Annotated in this window: 9 protein-coding genes; 7 read left to right on the forward strand and 2 right to left on the reverse strand. The window is 74.3% G+C overall.

Going from position 1 to position 22,298, the window contains the following annotated elements:
- Nucleotides 1–56 precede the first annotated feature (56 nt).
- A complete protein-coding gene (locus LTT61_RS24460; protein ID WP_233016388.1) occupies nucleotides 57–593 on the forward strand; it encodes a DUF5134 domain-containing protein in 537 nt (178 codons plus the stop codon).
- A 1-nt stretch (nucleotide 594) separates the two neighbouring features.
- Here the strand turns inward: LTT61_RS24460 and LTT61_RS24465 are convergent, their stop codons facing one another.
- Nucleotides 595–924: a DUF732 domain-containing protein gene (locus tag LTT61_RS24465; RefSeq protein ID WP_233016389.1), complete on the reverse strand. Its 330-nt coding sequence runs from the start codon at nucleotides 922–924 to the stop codon at nucleotides 595–597.
- A 456-nt stretch (nucleotides 925–1,380) separates the two neighbouring features.
- Here LTT61_RS24465 and LTT61_RS24470 point away from each other — a divergent pair, with 456 nt between their 5' ends.
- Genes LTT61_RS24470 through LTT61_RS24495 form a run of 6 tightly spaced genes read left to right on the forward strand, consistent with a single transcriptional unit; the run spans nucleotide 1,381 to nucleotide 20,944 of the window.
- On the forward strand, nucleotides 1,381–6,405 hold the full coding sequence (locus LTT61_RS24470) for a non-ribosomal peptide synthetase (protein ID WP_233016390.1): 5,025 nt from the start codon (nucleotides 1,381–1,383) through the stop codon (nucleotides 6,403–6,405).
- 25 nt (nucleotides 6,406–6,430) lie between these two features.
- Nucleotides 6,431–11,041, forward strand: a complete 4,611-nt coding sequence (locus LTT61_RS24475; protein WP_233016391.1) for a condensation domain-containing protein — start codon at nucleotides 6,431–6,433, stop codon at nucleotides 11,039–11,041.
- A gap of 1 nt (nucleotide 11,042) precedes the next feature.
- Nucleotides 11,043–11,807, forward strand: a complete 765-nt coding sequence (locus LTT61_RS24480) for a thioesterase II family protein (RefSeq protein WP_233016392.1) — start codon at nucleotides 11,043–11,045, stop codon at nucleotides 11,805–11,807.
- Nucleotides 11,804–13,111 carry a polyketide synthase gene (locus LTT61_RS24485; RefSeq protein WP_233016393.1) on the forward strand — a complete coding sequence of 436 codons (1,308 nt, stop codon included), beginning with the start codon at nucleotides 11,804–11,806 and terminating at the stop codon, nucleotides 13,109–13,111. The genes LTT61_RS24480 and LTT61_RS24485 overlap by 4 nt, the downstream gene beginning before the upstream one ends.
- Nucleotides 13,104–17,504, forward strand: coding sequence for a nocobactin polyketide synthase NbtC (gene nbtC, locus LTT61_RS24490; protein ID WP_233016394.1), 4,401 nt, complete (start codon nucleotides 13,104–13,106; stop codon nucleotides 17,502–17,504). Before LTT61_RS24485 ends, nbtC begins: the two co-directional genes overlap by 8 nt.
- 5 nt (nucleotides 17,505–17,509) lie before the next feature.
- Nucleotides 17,510–20,944, forward strand: coding sequence for a non-ribosomal peptide synthetase (locus LTT61_RS24495; RefSeq protein WP_233016395.1), 3,435 nt, complete (start codon nucleotides 17,510–17,512; stop codon nucleotides 20,942–20,944).
- On the opposite strand, the gene LTT61_RS24500 is transcribed toward LTT61_RS24495, so the two are convergent.
- On the reverse strand, nucleotides 20,941–22,290 hold the full coding sequence (locus LTT61_RS24500) for a SagB family peptide dehydrogenase (RefSeq protein WP_233021174.1): 1,350 nt from the start codon (nucleotides 22,288–22,290) through the stop codon (nucleotides 20,941–20,943). The genes LTT61_RS24495 and LTT61_RS24500 overlap by 4 nt on opposite strands.
- Between the last annotated feature and the right edge of the window lie 8 nt (nucleotides 22,291–22,298).

A 22,298-nucleotide genomic window follows, 5' to 3' on the forward strand; every position in this document is an offset into this window, starting at 1 on the left:
CGTTGACGACGGCGATATCGCCGCGGCCGCGGCGCTACCGGACGTGCGGGGGGCCGATGGGGGAACCGCAGCAGTGGATCGTGCCGGTGACGGCGGCCCTGGTCGCGGTCTCGGCGCTGGCCCTCGCCTGCCCGCACCCCTGTGCGGGCCGCGGCCGGGTCGCGCACGGGGTGCTCTGCGTGGCGATGGCGGCCATGCTGGTCCCCGCCTACGACCCGCTGGGGCCGCTGCCGCTGGCGCTGCTGCTCGGCGGGGTCGGGCTGTGGCTGGCCGACACCCCGGTTCCGCTCGCCCTCCGGCTGCCGGTGATCGCCGATGTGCTGGTCATGGCGGTGCTGCTGCTCGCCGTCCCCGGTGCGGATGGTGCGGTGGCCACGCCGGGTGCGGCACATCAGCACGGCGGGGGAGCGGGGCCGGGCTGGCTCTCGCTCCCGGTCCTGGCGCTGGTCGCGTGGGGCTGGGTGCGGCTGCACGTGTGGTGGGCCGGGCGCGGGGTGCGCGACCCGGCCCGGTCGACCACCGGCACCGTCGCACACCTCTCGATGACCGCCGCGATGCTGCTCATGGGGCTGAGCCACCTGCAGCACCGGTGATTCAGCCGGCGAAGTCCGGGCAGAGGTTCGTCGACGCGGCGCTGACGAAGAGCGTGCCCTGGTCGAAGTGGTAGGTCTGCTCGACCGCGGAGATCTCGTCCAGGATCGATCCGCCCGCCCGCAGGTGGCCGCAGGTCTGGTACCCCGCCACCACCATCTCGTCCGCCGACTTCCCCGGCAGTGTGGCGTTGTTGATGCCGATCTCCTCCAGGAACGCGACCTCGGCGCCGCCGGTGTCGGCCGCCGCGGTGGCGACGGTGCCGCCGAGCGCGGCGAAGGCGATGGCGGCGGCGACGGTGAGAGTGCGGAGGTGGGTGCGGGTGGTGCTCATGGCCTGGTCCTCGGGTTCGGGTGGTTCCGGCGGTGTGATCTCAATGATTCCGCCGCGAGGCCGGGTGGAGAACCCACCCAAGGGGTGGGACGGGCAACCCTCGGATGCGGGTGCTGCCCTCCTGTAAAGTAAGGCTTGGCTTCGTGGTTCTCCCGCGCGGCCCGGAAGCCGCTGTGTTCGTGGTTGATTCATCCCACGTTCGGACTTTTCTCGCTTTCCCAGACCCGCATGAAATAGGCTAGGCTAACCTTGCATTCGCTAGGAGGGGGTCGGGTCATGCGGGAGCTGTCGTTCGAGCCCGAGATCGACAGATGTGCGGCAGGCCCGGCCATTACGTGCGCGAGCCGCTCGGTGGCGGCCTGATCGTCGCGCCGAGCGGAGGGGACGGACCCCGCCCGCTCCCATCGGAACTCACCGGTACTCCCCTGCCCGAACCGAGACAGTCGAAGGATGAAGATGGCAGACGACATTCTCGAGCGCCGCAAGCAGCTGCTCCAGCGCCGACTGCGGGAGCACGGCGTCGAGGCGTCGTCGCGGGAAGCCGCTGTCCCGGAACGTGATCCGGGGCAGCCGGTCGCGCTCTCGGCGGCGCAGCGGCGGCTGTGGTTCGTGCAGCGGCTCGATCCGGCCGATGCCGCGCTGAACGTCGGAGTGGCCTATCGGCTGGCGGGCGAACTCGATCCGGAGCGGCTGCGCGCCGCCATCGCGTCCGTGGTGGACAGGCACGAGATCCTGCGCACCACCTATCACGTCGGCGACGATGGCGAGCCGTACCAGGTCTCGCACCTCGATCTCGGAATCGACTGGCAACGGCAGGATCTCGATCATCTTCCCGAGCCGGAGCGGGTAGACCGCACCCTCTCCATCGCGCGGGAGCTGCTCACCCGGCCCTTCGACCTCGCGGCGGACCCGCCGCTGCGCGCGACCCTCATCGCGCTCGGTGACCAGGCCTGGGCACTCGTGCTCGTGGTGCACCACATCGCCTGGGACGACGATTCCTGGCCGGTGTTCTTCGCCGAACTCGCCGCCGCCTACCGCGGCGCCGAGCTGCCCGCGCTGCCGGTGCAGTACGTCGACGTCGAGCTGCGCGACCACACCGGCGACGAGGCGGGGCTGGAGTACTGGCGCACCGCCCTGACCCCGCTGCCCGAACCGCTGGAGCTGCCCGGCGGCGGGACGGGCGGCGGTGCGGACCGGGTGCTGCGGGAACTCCCCGCCGCGCTCGTCGAGCAGGTCGCCGCGGCCGCCCGGGAGCGGTCGGCGACGCCGTTCATGGTGCTGTTCGCGGGTTTCCAGGCGGTGCTGCAGCGCTACACCGCCGCCGCCGACTTCCTGGTCACCGTCCCGGTCACCGAGCGCCGCGACCCCCGCGCGGAGCCGCTGATCGGCTACTTCGGCAACGCGCTGCTGGTGCGCGCGAAGCCGGACGGCGCCGAGCCGTTCGCCGCGCTGCTCGACCGCACCCGCGCCACCGTCTCCGGCGCCTTCGCCAACCAGGGCGTCGGCGTGGACCGGGTGATCGCCGCGGTCGCCCCGCAGCGGACCGGCGGCGGGGACGCGCTGCACCAGCTGGTGCGGGTGAGCTTCAGCGTGCGCAGCGCTGCCGACGGCGTCGAGCTGCCCGGGGTGCGCAGCACCGAGCTGGCGATCCCACCGGTCGCGGCGCAGGAACCGCTGGGGCTCATGGTCGTTCACGACCGCGCCGGGGCCAGGATCGAGGCCACCTTCCGGCCGGGCGCGCTGGCCCGGCCGCTGGTCGAGCGGCTGCTCGGGCACTATGTCCGGCTGCTGGAGAGCGCGCTGCGCGACCCGGCCGCGCCGCTGCGCACGCTGGACCTGCTCGGCCCGGCGGAGCTCGAGCGGGCGCTCGCCGACTCCCGCGGCACGCTCGTCGCCGAGCGGCCGGACACCATGATCGACATGGTGCAGCGGCAGGTCGCCGCAGGCCCGGAGCGCACCGCGGTCCGCTCCGACGAGGTCGAGCTCACCTACCTGGCGCTGAACGAGCGCGCGAATCGGCTGGCACGGTGGCTGATCCGCGCGGGAGCGGGCCCGGAGCGGCTGGTCGCGCTGCGCATGGCCACCTCGGTGGAGTTCGTGGTCGCCGCGCTCGCGGTGCAGAAGGCGGGCGCCGCCTACCTGCCGATCGACCCCGCCTACCCGGCCGAGCGCACCGCCTACCTGCTCGCCGACGCCCGCCCCGCGCTGGTCATCGACCCGGAGGCGCTGGCGGCGGCCGAGCGGGAGGCCGCCGGGCTGCCCGCGCACGACCCCACCGACGCCGATCGGCGGGCGGCGCTGCACCCGGGGAACACCGCCTACGTCATCTACACCTCGGGCTCGACCGGGCAGCCGAAGGGCGTCCCGGTGCCGCACGCCGCGATCGCCGAGCACCTCTCCGGGTTCACCGCCGAGTGGAGCCTGACCCCCGACGACCGGGTGCTGCAGTCCACCTCGGTCAGCTTCGACGCCTCGCTGCTCGACATCTTCGTGACGCTCACCGCGGGCGCCTGCGTGGTCGTCCCGAAGCCGCACGCGTACCGGGACGTCCCCTACGTCGCGGAGCTGGTGCGGCGGCACGGCGTCACCGTGCTGCACATGGTGCCGTCCATGCTCGCGACCTTCCTCGTCCTGCCCGCGGCGGGCGACTGGAGCACGCTGCGGCACGTTCCGGTCGGCGGCGAGGCGCTGCCCGGCGAGGTCGCCGACCGCTTCGCCGCCCGGTTCGACGCCGAGCTGCGCAACCACTACGGGCCGACCGAGGCCGTGGTCTGCTCGGCGCACACCGTCGTCACCGGGGCGCAGGGCACCGGCGTGGTACCGATCGGGCGCCCCAACCGCAACGTGCACCTCTACCTGCTCGACGCGGCGCTGCGGCCGGTGCCGGATGGCGCGGCGGGCGAGATCTACCTGGGCGGCAACCAGCTGGCCCGCGGCTATCTGAACCAGTACGGCCGCACCGCCGAGCGGTTCGTCGCCGATCCGTTCACACCGGGCGGGCGGCTCTACCGCACCGGCGACCTGGCCCGCAGGAACGAGGCCGGACTGATCGAATTCCTCGGCCGCGCCGACGAGCAGGTCAAGGTGCGCGGGCACCGGATCGAGCTCGGCGAGGTCGAGGCCGCGGTGGCCGCTGCGCCTGAGGTGGCGCAGTGCGTCGTCGTCGTCGCCGAGCACGCCGCCCTCGGCCCCGCGCTGGCCGCCTACGTGGTACCCGTCGCGGGTGCCGAACCGGAGCCGGGCGCGCTGCGCGAGCGAGTGGCCGCGGTGCTGCCGGAGTACATGGTGCCCGCGGCCTTCACCGTGCTCGACGCGATCCCGCTGACCGCGCACGGCAAGCTGGACCGCCGCGCCCTCCCCGCCCCGGTCTTCGCCGAGGCCGGGACCTACCGCGAGCCCGCGACGCCGACCGAGACCCGGGTGGCCGAGCTGTTCGGCACGCTCTTCGAGCGGGACCGGATCGGCGCCGACGACTCCTTCTTCGAGCTCGGCGGGCACTCGCTGCTCGCGGCGCGGCTGATCACGATGATCCGCGCGGAGTTCGGGATCGAGATCGACATGCGGGTGCCGTTCGACAAGCCGACGGTGACCGCGCTGGCCGGGCACCTGGTCGAGACCTTCCGCGCCGAGTTCGAGATCGACCTGGACGAGATCGACCTGCTCGACGACGCCGACGAGCTGGAGCCCGTCCCGCTGCCGCACGCCGCGCGCGGCAAGCCCGCGCTGGTGCGCCGCGAGCGCCCCGCGCACGTCCCGCTCTCCTACTCGCAGCGGGTGTACTGGCTGCAGCGGCGGCTGGAGGGGGCGATCGACGGCGAGAACGTCAGCTACCCGGTGCGCTTCGACGGCGAGCTCGACATCGCCGCGCTGCGCACCGCCATCGACGACGTGGTGGCGCGGCACGAATCGCTGCGCACCACCTTCCCCGAGCACGACGGCACGCCCTACCAGCTGGTCGCGCCGGCCGCGCCGGTCCAGGTGCCGGTCGTGGAGATCGCCGAGGCGCAGCTCGACGCCGAGCTCGCGGCCGACTGGGACTACGTCTTCGACCTCGCGGCCGAACCCATGGCCCGGTTCCGCATCCTGCGGCTCGGCCCGGACCGCGCGGTGCTCTCGATCCTGATGCACCACATCATCGCCGACATGCGCTCGTGCCAGATCTTCCTGGCCGACCTGACCACCGCCTACCGCGCCAGGGTCACCGGCGCCGCGCCCGGCTGGGCCGAACTGCCGCTGCAGTTCGCCGATTTCGCGATCTGGCAGCGCGAGATCTTCGACCGCGGCGCCGACCGCGCGGTCAGCTCGTACGGCCAGGCCGAGCTGGACTACTGGCGCGCCACCCTGGCCGGGCTGCCGGACGAGATCGCGGTCGCGCACGACCGCCCGCGCCCCGCCGTGCTCGGCCGCAACGGCACCAGCGCCACCAGGGTGCTGCCCGCCGCGACCTGGGACGCGCTGCGCGCCACCGCCGATGCCGTCGGCGCCACCGAGTTCATGCTGTGCCAGGCGGTCAGCGCCGCGGTGGTGAACGTGCTCAGCGATATCGAGGACGTGGCGATCGGCGCCGCGGTCGCGAACCGGATCGGGCAGACCACCGACGAGCTCGTCGGGCTCTTCGCGAACGTGGTCGTGATGCGGCACAACGTCTCCGGCGCGCCGACCGCGCGCACCCTGCTGCAGCGGACGCGCGCCGCCGCGCTGGAGGCCATCACCCACCAGGGGGTGCCGTTCGAGCGGCTGGTCGAGTCGATCAACCCGCCGCGCTCGCTCTCCAGGAACCCGCTGTTCCAAGTGATGATGCACTTCCGGCACCGCCCGGTTCCGGTGCCGTTCAGCGCCGACGGGGCGACCACGATGGCGGGCATCGCCGGCTACTACGACGTCTCCTTCATGGACTTCCACCTGGACTACTCGGTGGACACCACCGGCGAACTGGTGGCGCGGGTGGTGGTCAACCCCGACCTCTACGACCCCGCCACCGGCGAGATCTTCGCCGACGTGCTGACCGGCGTGCTGCGCGCCTTCGCGGCGGAGCCGGACCGCCCGCTGGCCGAACTCGGCATCCGCCCGCAGGGCTGGGACACCAGCCGCTCGGTGGTGCGGCGCGGCCAGGCCGCCGTCGCCACGGTCTACGTCGAACCCGAGACCGAGACCGAGCGGGCGCTCGCCGTGTTGCTGGAGGAGCTGCTCGGGGTGCCGAAGATCGGCCGCGAGCACGGGTTCTTCGGGCTCGGTGGCGACAGCGTGATCGCCGTCAAGTGGGCCGCCCGCGCCGCCGAGGAGGGGTTGCCGCTGAGCCCGCAGATGGTCTTCGAGCACTTCTCCATCGCCGAGCTCGGCAGTGCGGTGGACGCGGCGCTCGCCGACCCGCCCGAGCGGCGGCCGGGCGCGGCCGACGAGCGGCAGCACGCCCCGATGTCGGTGTCCGGGCTCGACGCCGACGCGCTCGCCGCGCTGCAGAGTTCCTGGTCGCAGCGCTGATCCGCGCGTGGAGGAGGAGAACCGGATGACCCAGGCCCCGGCCGAGATCGAGGACGTGCTGGCGCTGAGCCCGCTGCAGGAGGGGCTCTTCTCGCTGGCCCGGCTGGCGGGCGACGGCCCCGACGTCTACACGATCCCGTTCGTCGTCGACCTCGACGGCCCGCTGGACGCGGCGCTGCTGCGGCGCTGCCTGGAGGCGCTGCTGCGGCGGCACCCCAACCTGCGCGCGGTGTTCTGGGACCGCGACCTGCCCCGGCCGGTGCAGATCGTCCCGCGCGCGGTCGCGCTGCCGTGGACCGAGCGCGCCGCCCGCGACGAGGAGCTGGCCGGAATCGAGGCCGAGGAGGTCGCGCGCCCGTTCGACCTCGGCAGCGGGCCGTCGCTGCGCGCCACCCTGGTGACGCTGCCGCCGGGCCCGGACGGCACGCCCCGCGCGCGGCTGATCCTCGCGGTGCACCACATCCTGCTGGACGGCTGGTCGCTCGGCGTGCTCTTCGGCGAGCTGCGCGCGCTGTACGCGGCCGGGGGCGCCGCGGACGCGCTGCCCGCCGCCAGGCCCTACCGCGACTACATCGGCTGGCTGGCCGCCAAGGACATGTCCGAGGCGCAGCGCTGGTGGCGCGCGAAGCTGGAGCTGCTGACCGGGCCGCTGATGGTCGCCGACGGCGCCGCCACCGGCGGCATCGCCGAGGTCACCCGCTTCGGGCTCGGCGCGGGCGACACCGAGCGGCTGCGCGGCTGGTCCCGCGCGCACGGGCTGACCGTGAACTCGGCGGTGCAGTTCGCCTGGACGCTGCTGCTGTCCCGGCTGACCGACCGGCGCGACATCGTCTACGGCACCATCGTGACCGGGCGGCCGGAGAGCATCGCCGGGGTCGAGCGCATGGTCGGGCTGTTCCTGAACACCATCCCGGTGGTCTTCGAGCTCGACCCGGCGGCCGCGGTCGGGGCGGAGTGCCTGCGGCTGCAGCGGGAGTCGGCGGCCATGCGCGACGCCGGGTTCCTGAGCCTGTCGGCGGTGCAGCGCGCGGCCGGGCACAGCGCGCTCTTCGATACGCTCTTCGTGTTCCAGAACGCGCCGATGACCGAGGTGCTCGGCGGGGGAGCGGCGGGCGGGGTCGGGTTCCGGCCGCAGATGGCCAAGAACCTCACGCACTATCCGCTCACCGTCGTCGCCTACCTCGAGGGCGACGAACTCGCGGTCGTGGTGGAGGCGGACGCGGCGGCGATCCCCTTCCCGCCCGCGGATATCGGCGCCGCGCTGCTCGCCGTGCTGCGCCGGCTGCCGGACGCGGCCGAGCTGCGCTGCGACGACCTGGACACCGCCGCCGAGCACACCGCCCGCGCCGTAGTGACTCCCGCGCTGCCGGAGCTGGAGCCGGAGGCGACGCTGTTCGCGCTCATCGAGCGGCAGGCCGCCGCGACCCCGGGGGCGATCGCGCTGAGCAGCGCCGACGGCGCGCTCACCTATCGCGAGCTGACCGCGCGGGCCAGGGGTCTCGCCGCCGAGCTGGTGGCGCGCGGCATCGGCCCGGACGATGTCGTCGCGCTGTACCTGCCGCGCTCCGAGCGCGCGATCGTGGCGCTGCTCGCGGTGCTCGCGGCGGGCGCCGCCTACGTGCCGGTCGACGTCGCCCTGCCCGCCGCCCGGGTGGCATCCATCCTGCGCCAATCGAACCCGGCGTTGACCGTGGTGGCTGGCGGCGGTTTTTTCCTTGCTCCGCTGCTGGACTCGGACGGCCTGGGCCCGGCCCCGCTGCTCGACTTGGACGGCCTGGGCCCGGCCACGTTGCCCGACTTGGACGGCCTCGGCTCGACCCCGTTGCCCGCCTTGGGCGGCCTGGGCCCGGCCCCGCTGCTCGACTTGGACAACTTCGACCTGGCCGCCCACGCCCGCACCGACACGGTCACCGCCACACCGCGCCCCGGCAACCTCGCCTACCTCATCTTCACCTCCGGCTCGACCGGCGAGCCCAAGGGCGTGGCCGGCACGCAAGCGGCGGTGGTCTCGTACTGCACCGACCACCGCGCCCGGGTCTACCGCCCGGCCACCGCCCGCCTCGGCCGCCCCCTGCGGATCGCACACGCCTGGTCACTGAGCTTCGACGCCTCCTGGCAGCCACTGGCCGGCCTGCTCGACGGGCACACCGTGCACCTCGTCGACGAGCCGACCATGCGCGACGCCACCCGCCTGGTCGCCGAACTCCGCGAACACGGCATCGACATGATCGACACCACGCCCTCCATGTTCCGGCAGCTCGCCGCCGCCGGACTGCTGGAGCAGCCACCAGCGGTGCTCGCGCTCGGCGGCGAGGCCATCGACACCGAGCTGTGGGCCCGGCTGCGCGCGCTCCCCGGCGTCGCGGTGCACAACTGCTACGGCCCGACCGAGACCACGGTGGAGGCGGTGGTCGCCGACGTCACCGCCGCGGGCCCGACGCCGACCATCGGCGCGCCCACCGCCGGAACGACCGCGCACGTGCTGGATTCCCGGCTCCGCCCGGCAGCGACCGGCGCGGTGGGGGAGCTGTACCTGGCGGGCGCACAGCTGGCCCGCGGCTACGCCGGACGGCCGGGGACCACCGCGGAGCGCTTCGTCGCCGACCCCACCGGCACCGGCGCGCGGATGTACCGCACCGGCGACCTGGTGCGCGGGCTGCCCGGCGGGGCACTCGGCTACCTGGGCCGGGCCGACGACCAGGTGAAGATCCGCGGCTACCGCATCGAGATCGGCGAGGTGGAGACCGCGCTGCGCACCGCGCCCGGCATCACCGCGGCGGCGGCGACCGTCGTGCGGCGCGGCGACGCGGTCACCCTGGTCGGGTTCGTGGTCGCCGATACCGAGCCGGACACCGTCGCGCTCCGCGCCGAGCTGGCCGAGCGGCTCCCCGCCTACATGATCCCGGCCCGGCTGCTTCCGCTGCCCGAGCTGCCGGTGACGAGCAACGGCAAGCTCGACGTCCGCGGGCTCGCCCTGCGCGCCGAGGCCGCACTGGCCGGGGACGGCGGGGCGGCCCCGGCGACCGAGACCGAGCGAACCCTCGCCATCGTGCTCACCGAGGTCTTCGACGGCCGCACCCCCGGCGTCGAGGAGGACTTCTTCGCCTTCGGCATGGACAGCATCGTCGCCATCTCCCTGGTGAACCGGGCGCGCGGCCACGGCCTCGCGCTCGACGTGCGCACGGTCCTTGCCGCGCCGACGATCCGCGACCTGGCCGCCGCGCTCGACCGGGCAGCGGCGCTACCAACGCCCGTTCCCGAGGAACACGACGGCTACGGCCCGGTGCCGCCGCTGCCCATCGTCCAGTGGCTGCACACCCTCCCGGCCTCGCGCAGACTCGCCCAGAGCCTGCTCACCCGGCTCCCCGCCGGGCTGACCCGCGCGGATCTGACGGCGGTGCTGCAGGCGGTGCTCGACAGCCACGACACCCTCCGCGGCTTCCTCGACCACACCCCCGACGGCCCCCGCCTGGTCACCCGCGAGCCCGGCGCCGTCGCCGCGGCCGACATCCTCACCACGGCCGACGCCACCGGCGACGCCCCCGCCACGCTGGCCGCGCAGAGCGACGCCGCGCTGGCGGCGCTCGACCCGGCGGCGGGCGCGCTGGTGCGCGCGGTGTGGCTGCGCGGCGCACCCGGCGGCGACCTGCTGCTGCTCACCGTGCACCACCTCGCCATCGACGTGGTGTCCTGGGGCATCGTGCTCGCCGACCTGGCCGCGGCGTGGGAGCAGGTGGCGGCGGGCGCGGTCCCCAAGGCCGTCGCCGAGGCGACCGGCTACCGGCACTGGTCACGGCTGCTGTGGCAGCGCGCGGAGACCGCCGAGGTGCTGGCCCAGCGCGACTACTGGGCCGGGCAGCTGCGCGGCCCCGACCCCACGCTCGGCCGCCGCCCGCTCGCCCCCGGCGACACGTGGGCGACGCTGCGGCTCACCACCACAACCGTGCCCGCCGACACCACCGCGCGGCTGCTCGGCGCCGCCGCCCGCGGCGACGGCATGCGCGAACTGCTGCTCACGGCGCTGGCGCTGACCGTGGTCTCCCGGCGCCGCGAGCGCGGGCAGCCCGCCGACGGCGGCACCCTGGTCGGGCTGGAGAGCCACGGCCGCGCCGACGCGGTGGTCGGCGCGGACACCTCGGGCACCGTCGGCTGGTTCTCCGCGCCCTACCCGGTGCGGCTCGGCGCGGGCGCCGCGATCGGGGTCGAGGAGGCCGAGCGCGACCCGGCTGCGGCGCGCGCACTGCTCGGCTCGGTGGTCGCGCAGCTCGCGGCGGTCCCCGCGCAGGGGCTCGACTTCGGGCTGCTGCGGTCGGTGGCCCGGGTACCCGAGCTCGCGGAGGCGCCGTGGCCGCAGCTCGAATTCAACTACCTGGGCCGCACCGACCTGCTCGGCGGCGGCGAGCGGGCCTGGGGGATGGTGACCGACCCCGCGCTCACCGCCGCGCTGCCGATCGCGCCGGAGCCCGACCTGCCGCTGCGCTACGCGCTCGGGCTGATCGCCGCGGTCGGGCCTGGCCCCGAGCTGACGCTCACCTGGCGCTGGAGCAGCGAACTCTTCACAGACACCGAGATCGACGATCTCGCAGCACTTCTCGGCCGCGCCGTCGCGGCACTATCGCGGAAGGTGGACCGATAGCATGCAGCACAACCAGGGTTGGATCAGGAAGTTCCACGAGGCGGAGTCGCCGCACCGGCTGCCGCTGCTGATCTTCCCCCACGCAGGCGCGGGCGCCTCCGCCTACCGGGCGCTCTCCGCCGCGCTGGCCGCGCACTACGACGTCATCGTCTTCCAGTACCCGGGCCGCCAGGACCGTGCGGCCGAGCCCGCGCTCGGCTCGCTGCCCGACATCGCGGTCGGCGCCTACGGCGAGTTCCGGATGTCGCCGTACAACCGGGACACCCCGATCGTCGTCTTCGGGCACAGCATGGGCGCCTTCGTCGCCTTCGAGTTCGCGCGGCTCGCCATCGCGGCGGGCGTCGACGTCAGGCAGCTCACCGTCTCGGCCGCGGTGGCGCCCTCGCGCGCGCAGTTCCGCGAGCCGACCCCGGAGGGCGACGAGGAGCTGCTCGACCACCTGGTCTCCCTGGAGGGCATCGACGCCGACGTGCTCGCCAGCCGGGAGATGATGCGCTTCTCGCTGCCCGCGATCAGGGCCGACCACTGCGCCTCCGAGGCCTACCGCTGCCCGGAGAGCGTGCGGGTGGCGACCAGGGTGCACGCTATCGGCGGCGACCGCGACCCCATCGTCTCGATGGCCGACCTGCACGGCTGGAGCCGCCACAGCGACGATGTCGAGGTCACCCTGTTCGAGGGCGGGCACTTCTACCTGCAGCAACACCTCGAGGCGGTCACCGGGCTGCTGGCGCAGCAGGCGTACCCGGACCCGGCGGCGCGGCGGTGACCGCCGCCGACCCGATCGTCATCGCCGGGTTCGCCGTCGAGGCGCCCGGCGGCATCGACACCCCGCGCGCCTACTGGGCGGCGCTGGAATCCTCGACCGAGCTGATCGGCGCCTTCCCCCGGGATCGCGGCTGGCCGCTCGACGAGCTGTTCTCGGTCTCCGAGCTGGACGACTGGGGCGCCGTGCAGGACGCGGGTGGATTCCTCACCGGCGCGGCAGATTTCGATCCGGCGTTCTTCGGGATCGGCCAGCGCGAGGCCATCGCCACCGACCCGCAGCAGCGGGTCGCGCTGCGGGTGGCGTGGCGCGCGCTGGAGAACACCGGGCTCAACCCGGGTGCGCTGGCAGGCGCCGACGCGGGCTGCTTCATCGGCTGCTCGCCGATGGAGTACGGACCGCCCGGCGCCCAGGTCGACGAGTACAGCGGGCTGCGGATCATCGGCCACGGGCTGCTCAGCGCCGCCGCGCGGATCTCGCACTGCCTCGGGCTGATCGGGCCGTCCATGACGGTGGACGCCGCCTGCGCCTCCTCGATCACCGCCCTGCACCTGGCCGCCGCCGCGGTCCGCGACGGCGACTGCGAATGGGCGCTGGCGGGGGCCGTCTGCGTGATGGGCTCGCCGCTGGCGTTCTACGAGTTCGCCAGGCACAACGCGCTCTCCGCCGACGGGCACTGCCGCTCGTACTCCGACGACGCGACCGGCACGCTGTGGGGTGAGGGGGCCGGGGTCGTCGTCGTCGAGCGCGAGTCACGGGCGCGCGAGCTCGGGCACCGGATCCACGGCACACTGCTCGCCTCGCACCACAACCACAACGGCGCCGGCAAGCCGATCCTGGTGCCGCGCACCGACGCCCAGGAGCGGCTGATCCGGCGCACCATCGCCAGGGCCGGGATCGACCCCGCCGACGTCGGCATGATCGAGGGCCACGGCACCGCGACCCGTGCGGGCGACCCGGTCGAGCTGCGCGCGCTGCAGAACACCTACGGCGCGGCAGGCTCCGCCCCGCTGCTCGGCTCGGTGAAGTCGAACGCCGGGCACGCCCAGGCCGCGGCGGGGATGCTCGGCCTGGTCAAGCTGCTGCTGGCCGGGCAGCACGGCCGCATCCCGCCGACCCTGTTCGCCGACAACCCGACCACGAAGGTCGACTGGGAGCGGTCGAGCCTTCGCCTCGCCGCGAAGGTCGAGCCGTGGGAGCCGAGGGACGGCAGGCGCTACGGCGCGGTCTCCTCCTTCGGCGCGGGCGGTTCCAACGCGCACGCGATCCTCGCGCTGCCGGTCCACGAGGAGAACGACGATGCCTAGCCATCGCCTGCCCGACGGGTCGATCCCGGTACTGCTCTCCGCGGACAGCCCGGCGCTGCTGCGGGCCGAGGCCGCCGCTCTGCTCGGCTACCTCGCCCAGCACCCGGCCGTCGCGCCGGGCCGGGTGGCGGAGCAGTTGCTGCGCACCCGGGTCGCGCGCGGGTATCGCGCGCTGCTCGCCGTCACCGACGGGGTCGAGCTCGCGGCCGCGCTCACCGCGGTGCGGGACGGGGTCGCGCATCCGGGCGTCGTCTCCGCCGCCGAACCCGCGCTCGCGCGGAGCGTCGCGTTCGTGCTTCCCGGGCAGGGCACCCAGCGCAACGGGATGGGCCGGGTCTTCTACGAGGGAGTCGAGGCGTACCGGGCCGAGGCCGATCGCTGCGCCGCGCTGTTCGAGGAGCAGTTCGGCGCCTCCCCGCTGCCCTACCTGCTCGGCACCGGCGACGAGGCGGAGGAGTCCGCCGCCGTCGTGCAGCCCGCGCTCTTCACCCAGATGGTGGCGCTCGGCGCGCTGTGGCGGTCGTTCGGCGTGCGGCCCGCCGCCACCGTCGGGCACAGCCAGGGTGAGATCGCCGCCGCGTACCTGTCCGGGGTGATGAGCCTGGCGGACGCCGTCGTCGTGGTCGGGACCAGGGCGCACGCCGTGGACAAGATCACCTCCGATCGCTACGCCATGGCGGTGGTCGCCGCCGACCGCGAGGAGTGCGAGGACGTCATCGCCCGGCTGCCGGGCTGGGCCCAGGTCTCGGTGCGGAACGCGCCGCGCATGGTCGGGGTCTCGGGGGAGCGGCACACCGTGCGGGCCGTGGTCGAGGCGCTCGCCGGGCGCGGGCGCTTCGCCCGGGTCATCCGGGTCGGCTATCCGGCGCACACGGTGCTGCTCAACGAGTTCCGCGACCTGATCCACGACGCGGTGCACAGCCGGCTCGACAGCACCCGGTTCCTGGACTCCGAGATCCTGTGCATCGGCTCGACGCTCGGCGCCGCCGTGACCCCCGAACTGCCGGTCGACGAATACTGGTTCTGGAACCTGCGCAACCCCGTTCGCTTCGACCGCGCGATCGGCGCCGCCGTCGCCGCGGGCGTCGACACCTTCGTCGAACTCGCCGAGCACCCGACGCTGCACCTCGCCATCGAGGAGAACCTGGCCGAGATCGCCTCCACCAGGACTTTCGGCACCTCGCTGCGCACCGCGACCGACCTGCGCGAGTTCACCCGCAACCTGGCCGAGCTCGCCGTGGCCGACCTCGGATTCGCCTGGGACGGTCTGCGCACCGGCGACCGGACCCCGCCCGCGCCACCGCTGCTCGACTTTCCCAATGTCGCCATGAACGAGCTCACGCTGTGGCTCCCGTACGACACCTCCATCGGGCGGGCTGATCGCACCGATGCCCCCACCATCAGGCGTGGTCAGGCTGATCGCACCGACGCCCCCACCGTCGGGCTCAGTCAGGCTGATCGAGCCGGTGGGCACGGCGAGCCGCGAACCGTTGTGGCCGCGGGGCCGCAACCGCAGCTGCTGGTGGACACCTGGGTCCGGCTGAGCCAACGCTCGGTCACCGCGCCGCGACGGCTCGGCATCGTCGACCACACCGGCGAGCAGGCCGCACTCGCCGCCGAGTTGTCCGAGTACGCGAGCAGGCAGGGGCTCGACGGGCGGCTGCTCGGCCCGGACACCCCCGCGGACGATATCGACACCGTCGTGGTGCTGCTACCGACGCGCCCGGCACCGGACGCCGCGACGGCAGTCCGCGAACTCGCCGCCTTCCTCGGCGAACGCGGCTGGTGGAGCCCGCCCGGCGCAGCGATCGCCGAGTACTGGCTGATCACCACCGGCGGCGAGGCGGTGCTGCCCGATGACGCCCCGCCACACCCGGTGCACGCCGCCGCGAGCGCCGCCTTCCGCTCCGCGGGCGCGGAGTACCCCGGCATCGCCTTCCGCCACCTCGACCTCGGCGCCGAGCGCACCGCACCCGCCATCGTCACCGCCCTGCACACCGCGGCGGAGCCGGAGCTGGCACTGCGCGAGGGCAACCTCTACGCCAAGCGGCTCACCGAGGCCGACCCGGCCGCCCTGCTCACCGGGCCGATCCGCGCCGCCGACGTCCTCGTGACCGGCGGCACCGGCAGCCTCGGGCTCGAGTTCTGCGAGCACGCGGTGCGCTCCGGCGCGCGCCGGGTGACGCTGCTCAGCCGCTCCGGCGAGACCCCGGCGGTGACCGCGCGGCTGCGCGGGCTGCGCGCGCTCGGCCCCGCCGAGATCGAGGTCATCGCCTGCGATATCGCCGACCCCGGCGCCGTGGCCGCGCTCGCCGATCGCCTCGCGACGGTCGGGGCGCTGGTGCACGCCGCCGCCGACAATGCGGCGATCGGCCCGGGTGGGCTCACCGACATCACCGCCGACCAGGTCGAGCGGGCCGTGCGCGGCCGGGTGCTCGGGCTCGAGCTGGTGCTGGAGCGGCTGGCGCCGGAGTGCGAGATCGTGCTCTGCTCCTCGCTCGCCGCCACCATCGGCGGCCGCGGCACCGTGCTGTACGCGGCCGCCAACCGCCTGGTGGACGCACTCGCCAAGCGGTACCGCGCGAGCGGCAGGCACTGCGTGGCCGTGCAGTGGGGGCAGTGGGCGGTCTTCCGCGGCAGCGGGGACGCCGAGCTGGCCGGGCTCGCAGAGGTCGGCTACCTGCCGATGGAATCGGCCGACGCGCTCGCACTCGGCCTCGGCGGGCTGCGCACCGACGCCGCGGTCGCCGCCTTCGACTGGGAGCGCGGCCGGAACATACTCGGCGCCTTCGGATACGGTCCGCTGCTCGCCGACCTGAACACCCCGGTTGCCGCCGCCAGCCCCGAGCACGCTGCTGACCCCGCACACGCTGCTGACCCCGCACACGCTGCTGAGCCCGCACCGGTCGCTGGGCCTACGGCTGATGTCGCAGCGCACGTTGCCACCTTGCTGGCCGGAATCATCGGCGCCGACGATCCCAGCTCCATCGACGGCACCCGCCCGCTGGTCGCCATCGGCCTCGACTCGCTACAGGCGCTCGCACTACGCAGGCAGGTCGCGAGCACCTTCGACGCAGACATACCGGTGTCGGAGCTGATCGGCGGGGCATCGCTGAACGACGTCATCCGGCTCATCGGCGTACCCGCCGCCACCTCGGCCGCGGCCCCGGCAGCACGGTCCGACGCCCCGGCCTCGGCGGCACCGGCCCGTGCCGCCCGGTCCACCCCGGATTTCGCGGCCACCCCGGACCTCACCCCCGCCGAACGCCTCACCAGGGCGAAAGCGGCGGCCCAGCTCGCGGTCCCGACCGACTTCGACGAGAACACCTTCCACTCCGCCCGCCGCGACCTGGACCTCTTCGGCCTCCACGCCATGCTAACCACCCTGCGCCCCCACCTGTCGCACACCGAACCGCGCACCGCCGACGACCTCGCCGACCGCCTCCACTTCGCCTCCCGACACCGCTGGCTACTCCGCCAGTGGCTCCAAGCCCTCACCACCGACGGCTGCCTCACCGGCGACCGGTCCACCGGCTACCGCTACGCCCGCGAGGTCGCACCCCCGGAACGCCCCGACCTGGCACAGGTCTGCGCCGACCTCGGCTACCCCCGCCCCCTCGCCGACTTCTTCCAGTCCTCCGACGACCACCTGACCGAGCTGGTCCAGGACACCATGCGCCTCCAGGAGCTGCTCTTCCCGGACGGCCACATGACCACCGCCGAAGCCGCTTACCGGAACAACCTGAGCAGCCGATACCTGAACCTCGCCGCGGGCCGCGCGGTCGCCGACCTGGTCACCGGCATCGCACGGCGCCACACCCCGGCCCTGGTACTCGAGCTGGGCGCCGGAATCGGCGGTACCACCGACGAGGTCGCCGCGGCCCTGGACGGCCTCCCGGTCGAGTACCACTTCACCGACGTCTCCGACTTCTTCCTGACCGCCGCGAAGCACCGCTTCGCCCGCTACCCGTGGATGCGCTACGCCCTGGTCGACATGAACCGCGACCTGAAGACCCTCGCCCCCGCCGACATCGTGATCGCCGCCAACGTCCTGCACAACGCGCACGACATCGGCGTCACGCTGCGGCAACTGCACGACCTGCTGCGACCCGGCGGCGCGCTGGTCGTGCTCGAAACCTGCCACGCGCACTGCGAACAGCTCACCTCGGTGCACCTGCTCATGTCCCCGCAGCCCGGCCAACCGCACGCAGGCCTGGCCGACGTGCGCGCGGGCACCGACCGCATCTTCCTCACCGAGGACGAGTGGCGCGCCGAACTCCGCGCGGCCGGCCTCACCCCCGACCTGGTCCTGCCGCAGCGAGACCACCCGATCGCCGCCCTCGACCAGCGCGTCTTCACCGCCATCCGCGACATCGAACCGGGCAGGAAGTGAGCACCGTGGACAGCACCGGAGCCCCCGCGGCCATCGACCGGACCGAGATCACCGCCGCGATCGCGGCCGCCCTCGGCATCGAACCGGACGCGATCGACAGCGACGCCGACCTGATCGAACTCGGCCTCGACTCCATCCGGATCATGAAACTGGCGGGCGGCTGGCGCAAACGCGGCGCCGCGATCAACTTCGCCCAGCTCGCCGCCGCCCCCACCGTGGCGGCCTGGCAGGAGCTGCTCGGCGCCCACGAACCGGAGCCCCCCGCACCGGCCCCACCCGACCCCGGCGCCGACGACGAGCCCTTCCCGCTCGCGACCATGCAGCACGCCTACTGGATCGGCCGCGCCGACGAGCAGGAGCTTGGCGGCGTCGCCGCGCACCTCTACGTCGAATTCGACGGCAACTCGATCGATCCCGCCCGGCTGGAGCGGGCGGTGGCCGACCTGGTCGCCGCCCACCCCATGCTGCGCACCCGCGTCCTACCCGACGGCACCCAGCAGACACTCCCCGCACCCGGCCGCCCGGTCTTCGCCGTCACCGATCTCCGCGACCACCCGGACGCCGAAGCCGAGCTGAACCGGCTGCGCGACAGCAAGACCCACCAGCGCCTCGCCATCGAGGACGGCCAGGTGCTCGACGTCACCCTCACCCTGCGCCCCGGCGACCGCTGCCGCCTGCACCTCGACGTCGACATGATCGCGGGCGACGCCATGAGCTACCGCGTCCTCGTCGCCGAACTCGCCGAGCTCTACCACGGCGCCACCATCACCGCCCCCGGCTACACCTACCGCCGCTACCGCACCGAGCACCGGCTGGACGAGGCGACCAGGGAGCGCGACCGCCGGTGGTGGCAGCGGCGGCTGCCCGAGCTCCCCGGCGCCCCCGAACTCCCGGCGGTGCCGGTGGGCGAACGCACCGCCCCGCACCGCACCGTCCGCTACGACCACTGGCTCGCCCCCGAGGCCAAGCGGCGGTTGCTCGCCGCCGCGCACGAGCGCGGCATCACCCCGGCCATGGCGCTGGCGGCGGTCTTCGCCGACACCATCGGCGGCTGGTCCGCGCAGAGCCGCTTCCTGCTCAATGTGCCGCTCTTCCACCGCGAACCGGTGCACCCCGAGATCGACCGGGTGATCGGCGATTTCACCTCCTCGATCATGCTCGACGTGGATGTCACCGCGGAGCTGACGGTGACCGAGCGGGCGCGGGCGCTGCAGCGCGCCGTGCACGAAGCCGGCGCGCACGCCGGGTGGTCCGGGCTGGAGGTGCTGCGCGACCTCGGCAGGCAGCGCGGCGAGCCGGTGCTCGCCCCGATCGTCTACACCAGCGCGCTCAACCTCGGCGAGCTCTTCGCGGAGCGGGTCACCGAGACCTTCGGCGACCCGGTCTGGATCATCTCGCAGGGCCCGCAGGTACTGCTGGACGCGCAGGTCACCGAGGTGCGCGGGGGACTGCTGCTGAACTGGGACGTGCGCGACTCCGCCTTCCCGGCCGGGCTGGTCGACGCCATGTTCGCGCACTACACCGCCGCCGTCGCCCGGCTCGGTGCCGAGGCCGGCGGCTGGGCGGCCGGTGCCGCCCCCGCGCTCCCGGCCGCGCAGGCCGCGGTGCGGGCCGCCGTGAACGCCACCGACGGCCCGGTCAGCGGCCGCCGCCTGCACCAGGGCTTCTTCGAACACGCCGCCGCGAACCCCGCCGCACCCGCGGTGGTCGGCGAGCCGGGCTGGAGCTACGGCGCGCTCGCCAGGGCCGCGCTGGCCGTCGCGGGCGCGCTGACCGCCGCCGGGGTGCGCCCCGGCGACGCCGTCGCGGTCCAGCTGCCGAAGGGGCAGGACCAGATTCTCGCCGTGCTCGGCGTGCTCGCGGCGGGCGCCGCGTACGTGCCCATCGGCTTCGACCAGCCCACCGCGCGCCGCGCCGAAATCCTCCGCACCGCCGATGTCGCCGTCGCGCTCACCGTGCCGGGCGCCGACCTCGGCCCCGATGTCACAACCGTGGCCATCGCCGACGCCCGCACCGCGCAGCCGCTCGCGCAACCCGTGTACCCGGACCCCGAGGCCATCGCCTACGTCATCTTCACCTCCGGCTCGACCGGCAAGCCCAAGGGCGTCGACGTGCCGCACCGCGGCGCCATGAACACCATCGACGCGGTGAACGAGCACTTCGGCGTCGGCCCCGCCGACCGGGTGCTCGCGCTCTCGGCGCTGGAGTTCGACGCCTCGGTCTACGACATCTTCGGCATGTTCGCGGCGGGCGGCGCGATCGTCGCGGTCGACGCCGAGCAGCGCGCGGAGGCCACCACCTGGGTGCGGCTGCTGCGCGAGCACCGGGTCACCATCCTGAACTGCGTGCCGAGCATGCTCGACATGATCCTGGAGACCGGCGGCGACCGGCTCGGCGACGCGCTGCGCGCGGTGACGCTCGGCGGCGACTGGGTCGGCGCCGACCTGGCCCGCAGGCTGGCGAAGCAGGTGCCCGGGTGCCGCTTCGCCGGACTCGGCGGCGCGACCGAGACCTCGATCCACAACACCATCTGCGAGGTGCGCGGCGAGCCGCCCGCGCACTGGGCGACGGTGCCGTTCGGGGTGCCGCTGCGCAATGTCCGCTGCCGCGTGGTCTCGCAGGCCGGGCGGGACTGCCCGGACTGGGTTCCCGGCGAATTCTGGGTCGGCGGCGCGAACGTGGCGGCCGGGTACCGCAACGACCGGGAGCGCACCGCCGAGCGCTTCGTCGAGTACGACGGGTTGCGCTGGTACCGCACCGGCGACCTGGCCCGCTACTGGCCGGACGGCACCATCGAATTCCTCGGCCGCGCCGACCACCAGGTGCAGCTCCGCGGCTACCGGGTCGAGCTTGGCGAGGTGGAGAGCGCGCTGCGCACCGTGCCCGGGGTGCGGCACGCGGTCGCCGCCGCCATCGGCCCGAAGCTGGTGGCCGCCGTCTCCGGCGCCGAGATCGGCGACCCCACCGCCGCCCTCGCCGAGCTGCTGCCCGGCTACATGATCCCGGCCCGGATCGAGCACCTGGCGCAGATGCCGCTCACCGACAACGGCAAACTCGACCGCCGCGCCGTACTCGCGTTCCTGGAATCGGCCGGGGACACGGCCGAGCACGTCGCGCCGCGCGACGACCTGGAGGCCGCGCTCGCCGACATCGCGCGCGGCGTCCTCGGCTCCGGCCCCATCGGCGTGCACGACGACTTCTTCGGCCTGGGCGGCGACTCCGTGCTCGCGACCAGTTTCGTTGCCCGGGTGCGGGAGTGGCTGGAGACCGACCACGCCCTGGTCTCCGACGTCTTCGCCACCCGGACCGTCGCCGCGCTCGCCGCCCGGCTCACCGCGCGCGAGGCCGGCCGCGGCACCCCCGACCGGCTGCCGGTGGTCGCCCGGCTCTACCTCGAGGTCGCGGCCATGAGCGACGAGGAGGTCATGGCCTCCGGCTAGCAGCCCGGCAGCGGCGTCCCGACGATGATGCTGCCGACGCTGCACTCCTCGAGCTCGTCCACCCCCGCGGCGCGCACGAACGCAGCGGTGTCGCCGAAGCCCTGGGCGCAGGCGCCGAGCCCCATGGCCGTCGCGGCCAGGTACACGGTCTGCATGAGCACCCCGACGTGCTTGAGGATCACCGCGTAGGAGACCTGCTCGTAGGTCCACATGACCCGCCCGGTCCGCGCGCCGATGACCAGCAGCACCTGCGGCTCCGCGCCATCGGCGAGCGTCGCCGACGTCGACTTGACCAGGGTGGAGACCGCCGGGCTCGCCGCATCGGCGATCGGCCGCAGCGCGTGCTCGTGCGCGTCGTAGTGGTACATGCCCGGCGCCAGCCCCGCGACAGCGCGGACCACCGGATACAGCTCCAGCTCGTACACGCTGCCCCCGCTCGGGTACGGCTTGGAGACCAGCTCCTCTCCGGGCACCTCGGACCGCACCCCCCGGCTCCGCGCGGTGCGGAAGAGCAGCTCGGCGAGCTGCCCGAGCGTGATCGGCGCGGCGTCGTCGAAGGCGCGGGTGGAGACCCGGTCCTCCAGCACGGCGGTGAGCGTGGGGTCGGTGGCGCGCAGGGCCTCCAGGTCGGGGCGCGGCAGCGGGATCGGTTCGGCCGGGTACTTCGGCTTGCGCGCGGGTGGCTGCGGGAACTGCCCCTTCGCCCACTTCGTCGGCCCGAAGTGCTCCCAGGTCACAACGCGCTCGCCGAGCGTGCTGCGCCGGTGGAACCACAGGTCGGGCGCGCTCCAGCTGCGGCTGCTGAACGCCTGCTCCTCGGTGGCCGGATCGGCCAGGAAACCGCCGCGGTGCAGATCCGCCCGGAAGCGGTCCGCCGCGGGCAGCCCCGAGCCGGAGGGCTCCAGCAGCGCCAGGTACCGCGGATCGTGGATCCGGATGTCGCACCAGGACAGCGGGTGCTCGAGCACGAACCCGTCCGCATCGCGGTGCAGCACCGCGAACTTGGAGAGGGTCGCGGTCGGCGGCAGCGGCGCGGGCTCGCCCTGCGGCGGGGTCCCGAACGGCAGCACCGTGTACAGGTCGCGCCCCTCCGCGCGCACCGTGACCGCCAGCCAGCCCGCCCCCGCGAGCCGGTCCAGCAGCGGCGTGACGTCCTCGCCCGCTGCCGTCGCCAGCTCGGCGACCGTGGCGGGCCCGCGATTGAGCGTCTTGAGCGCGAGCAGCTGCCCCCGCGGCAATCCGCTGAGCTTCTGCTTCCGTGGCGGGTTCAGCAGCACCGCCGCCGCCGGGGTGATCACACAGGTGGCACCGGCCCGGAGCGCGAGCCGCGTCTCACCGGACGACATCAGAACGG

It is taken from the genome of Nocardia asteroides (genome assembly GCF_021183625.1).
GTDB lineage: Bacteria > Actinomycetota > Actinomycetes > Mycobacteriales > Mycobacteriaceae > Nocardia > Nocardia asteroides_A.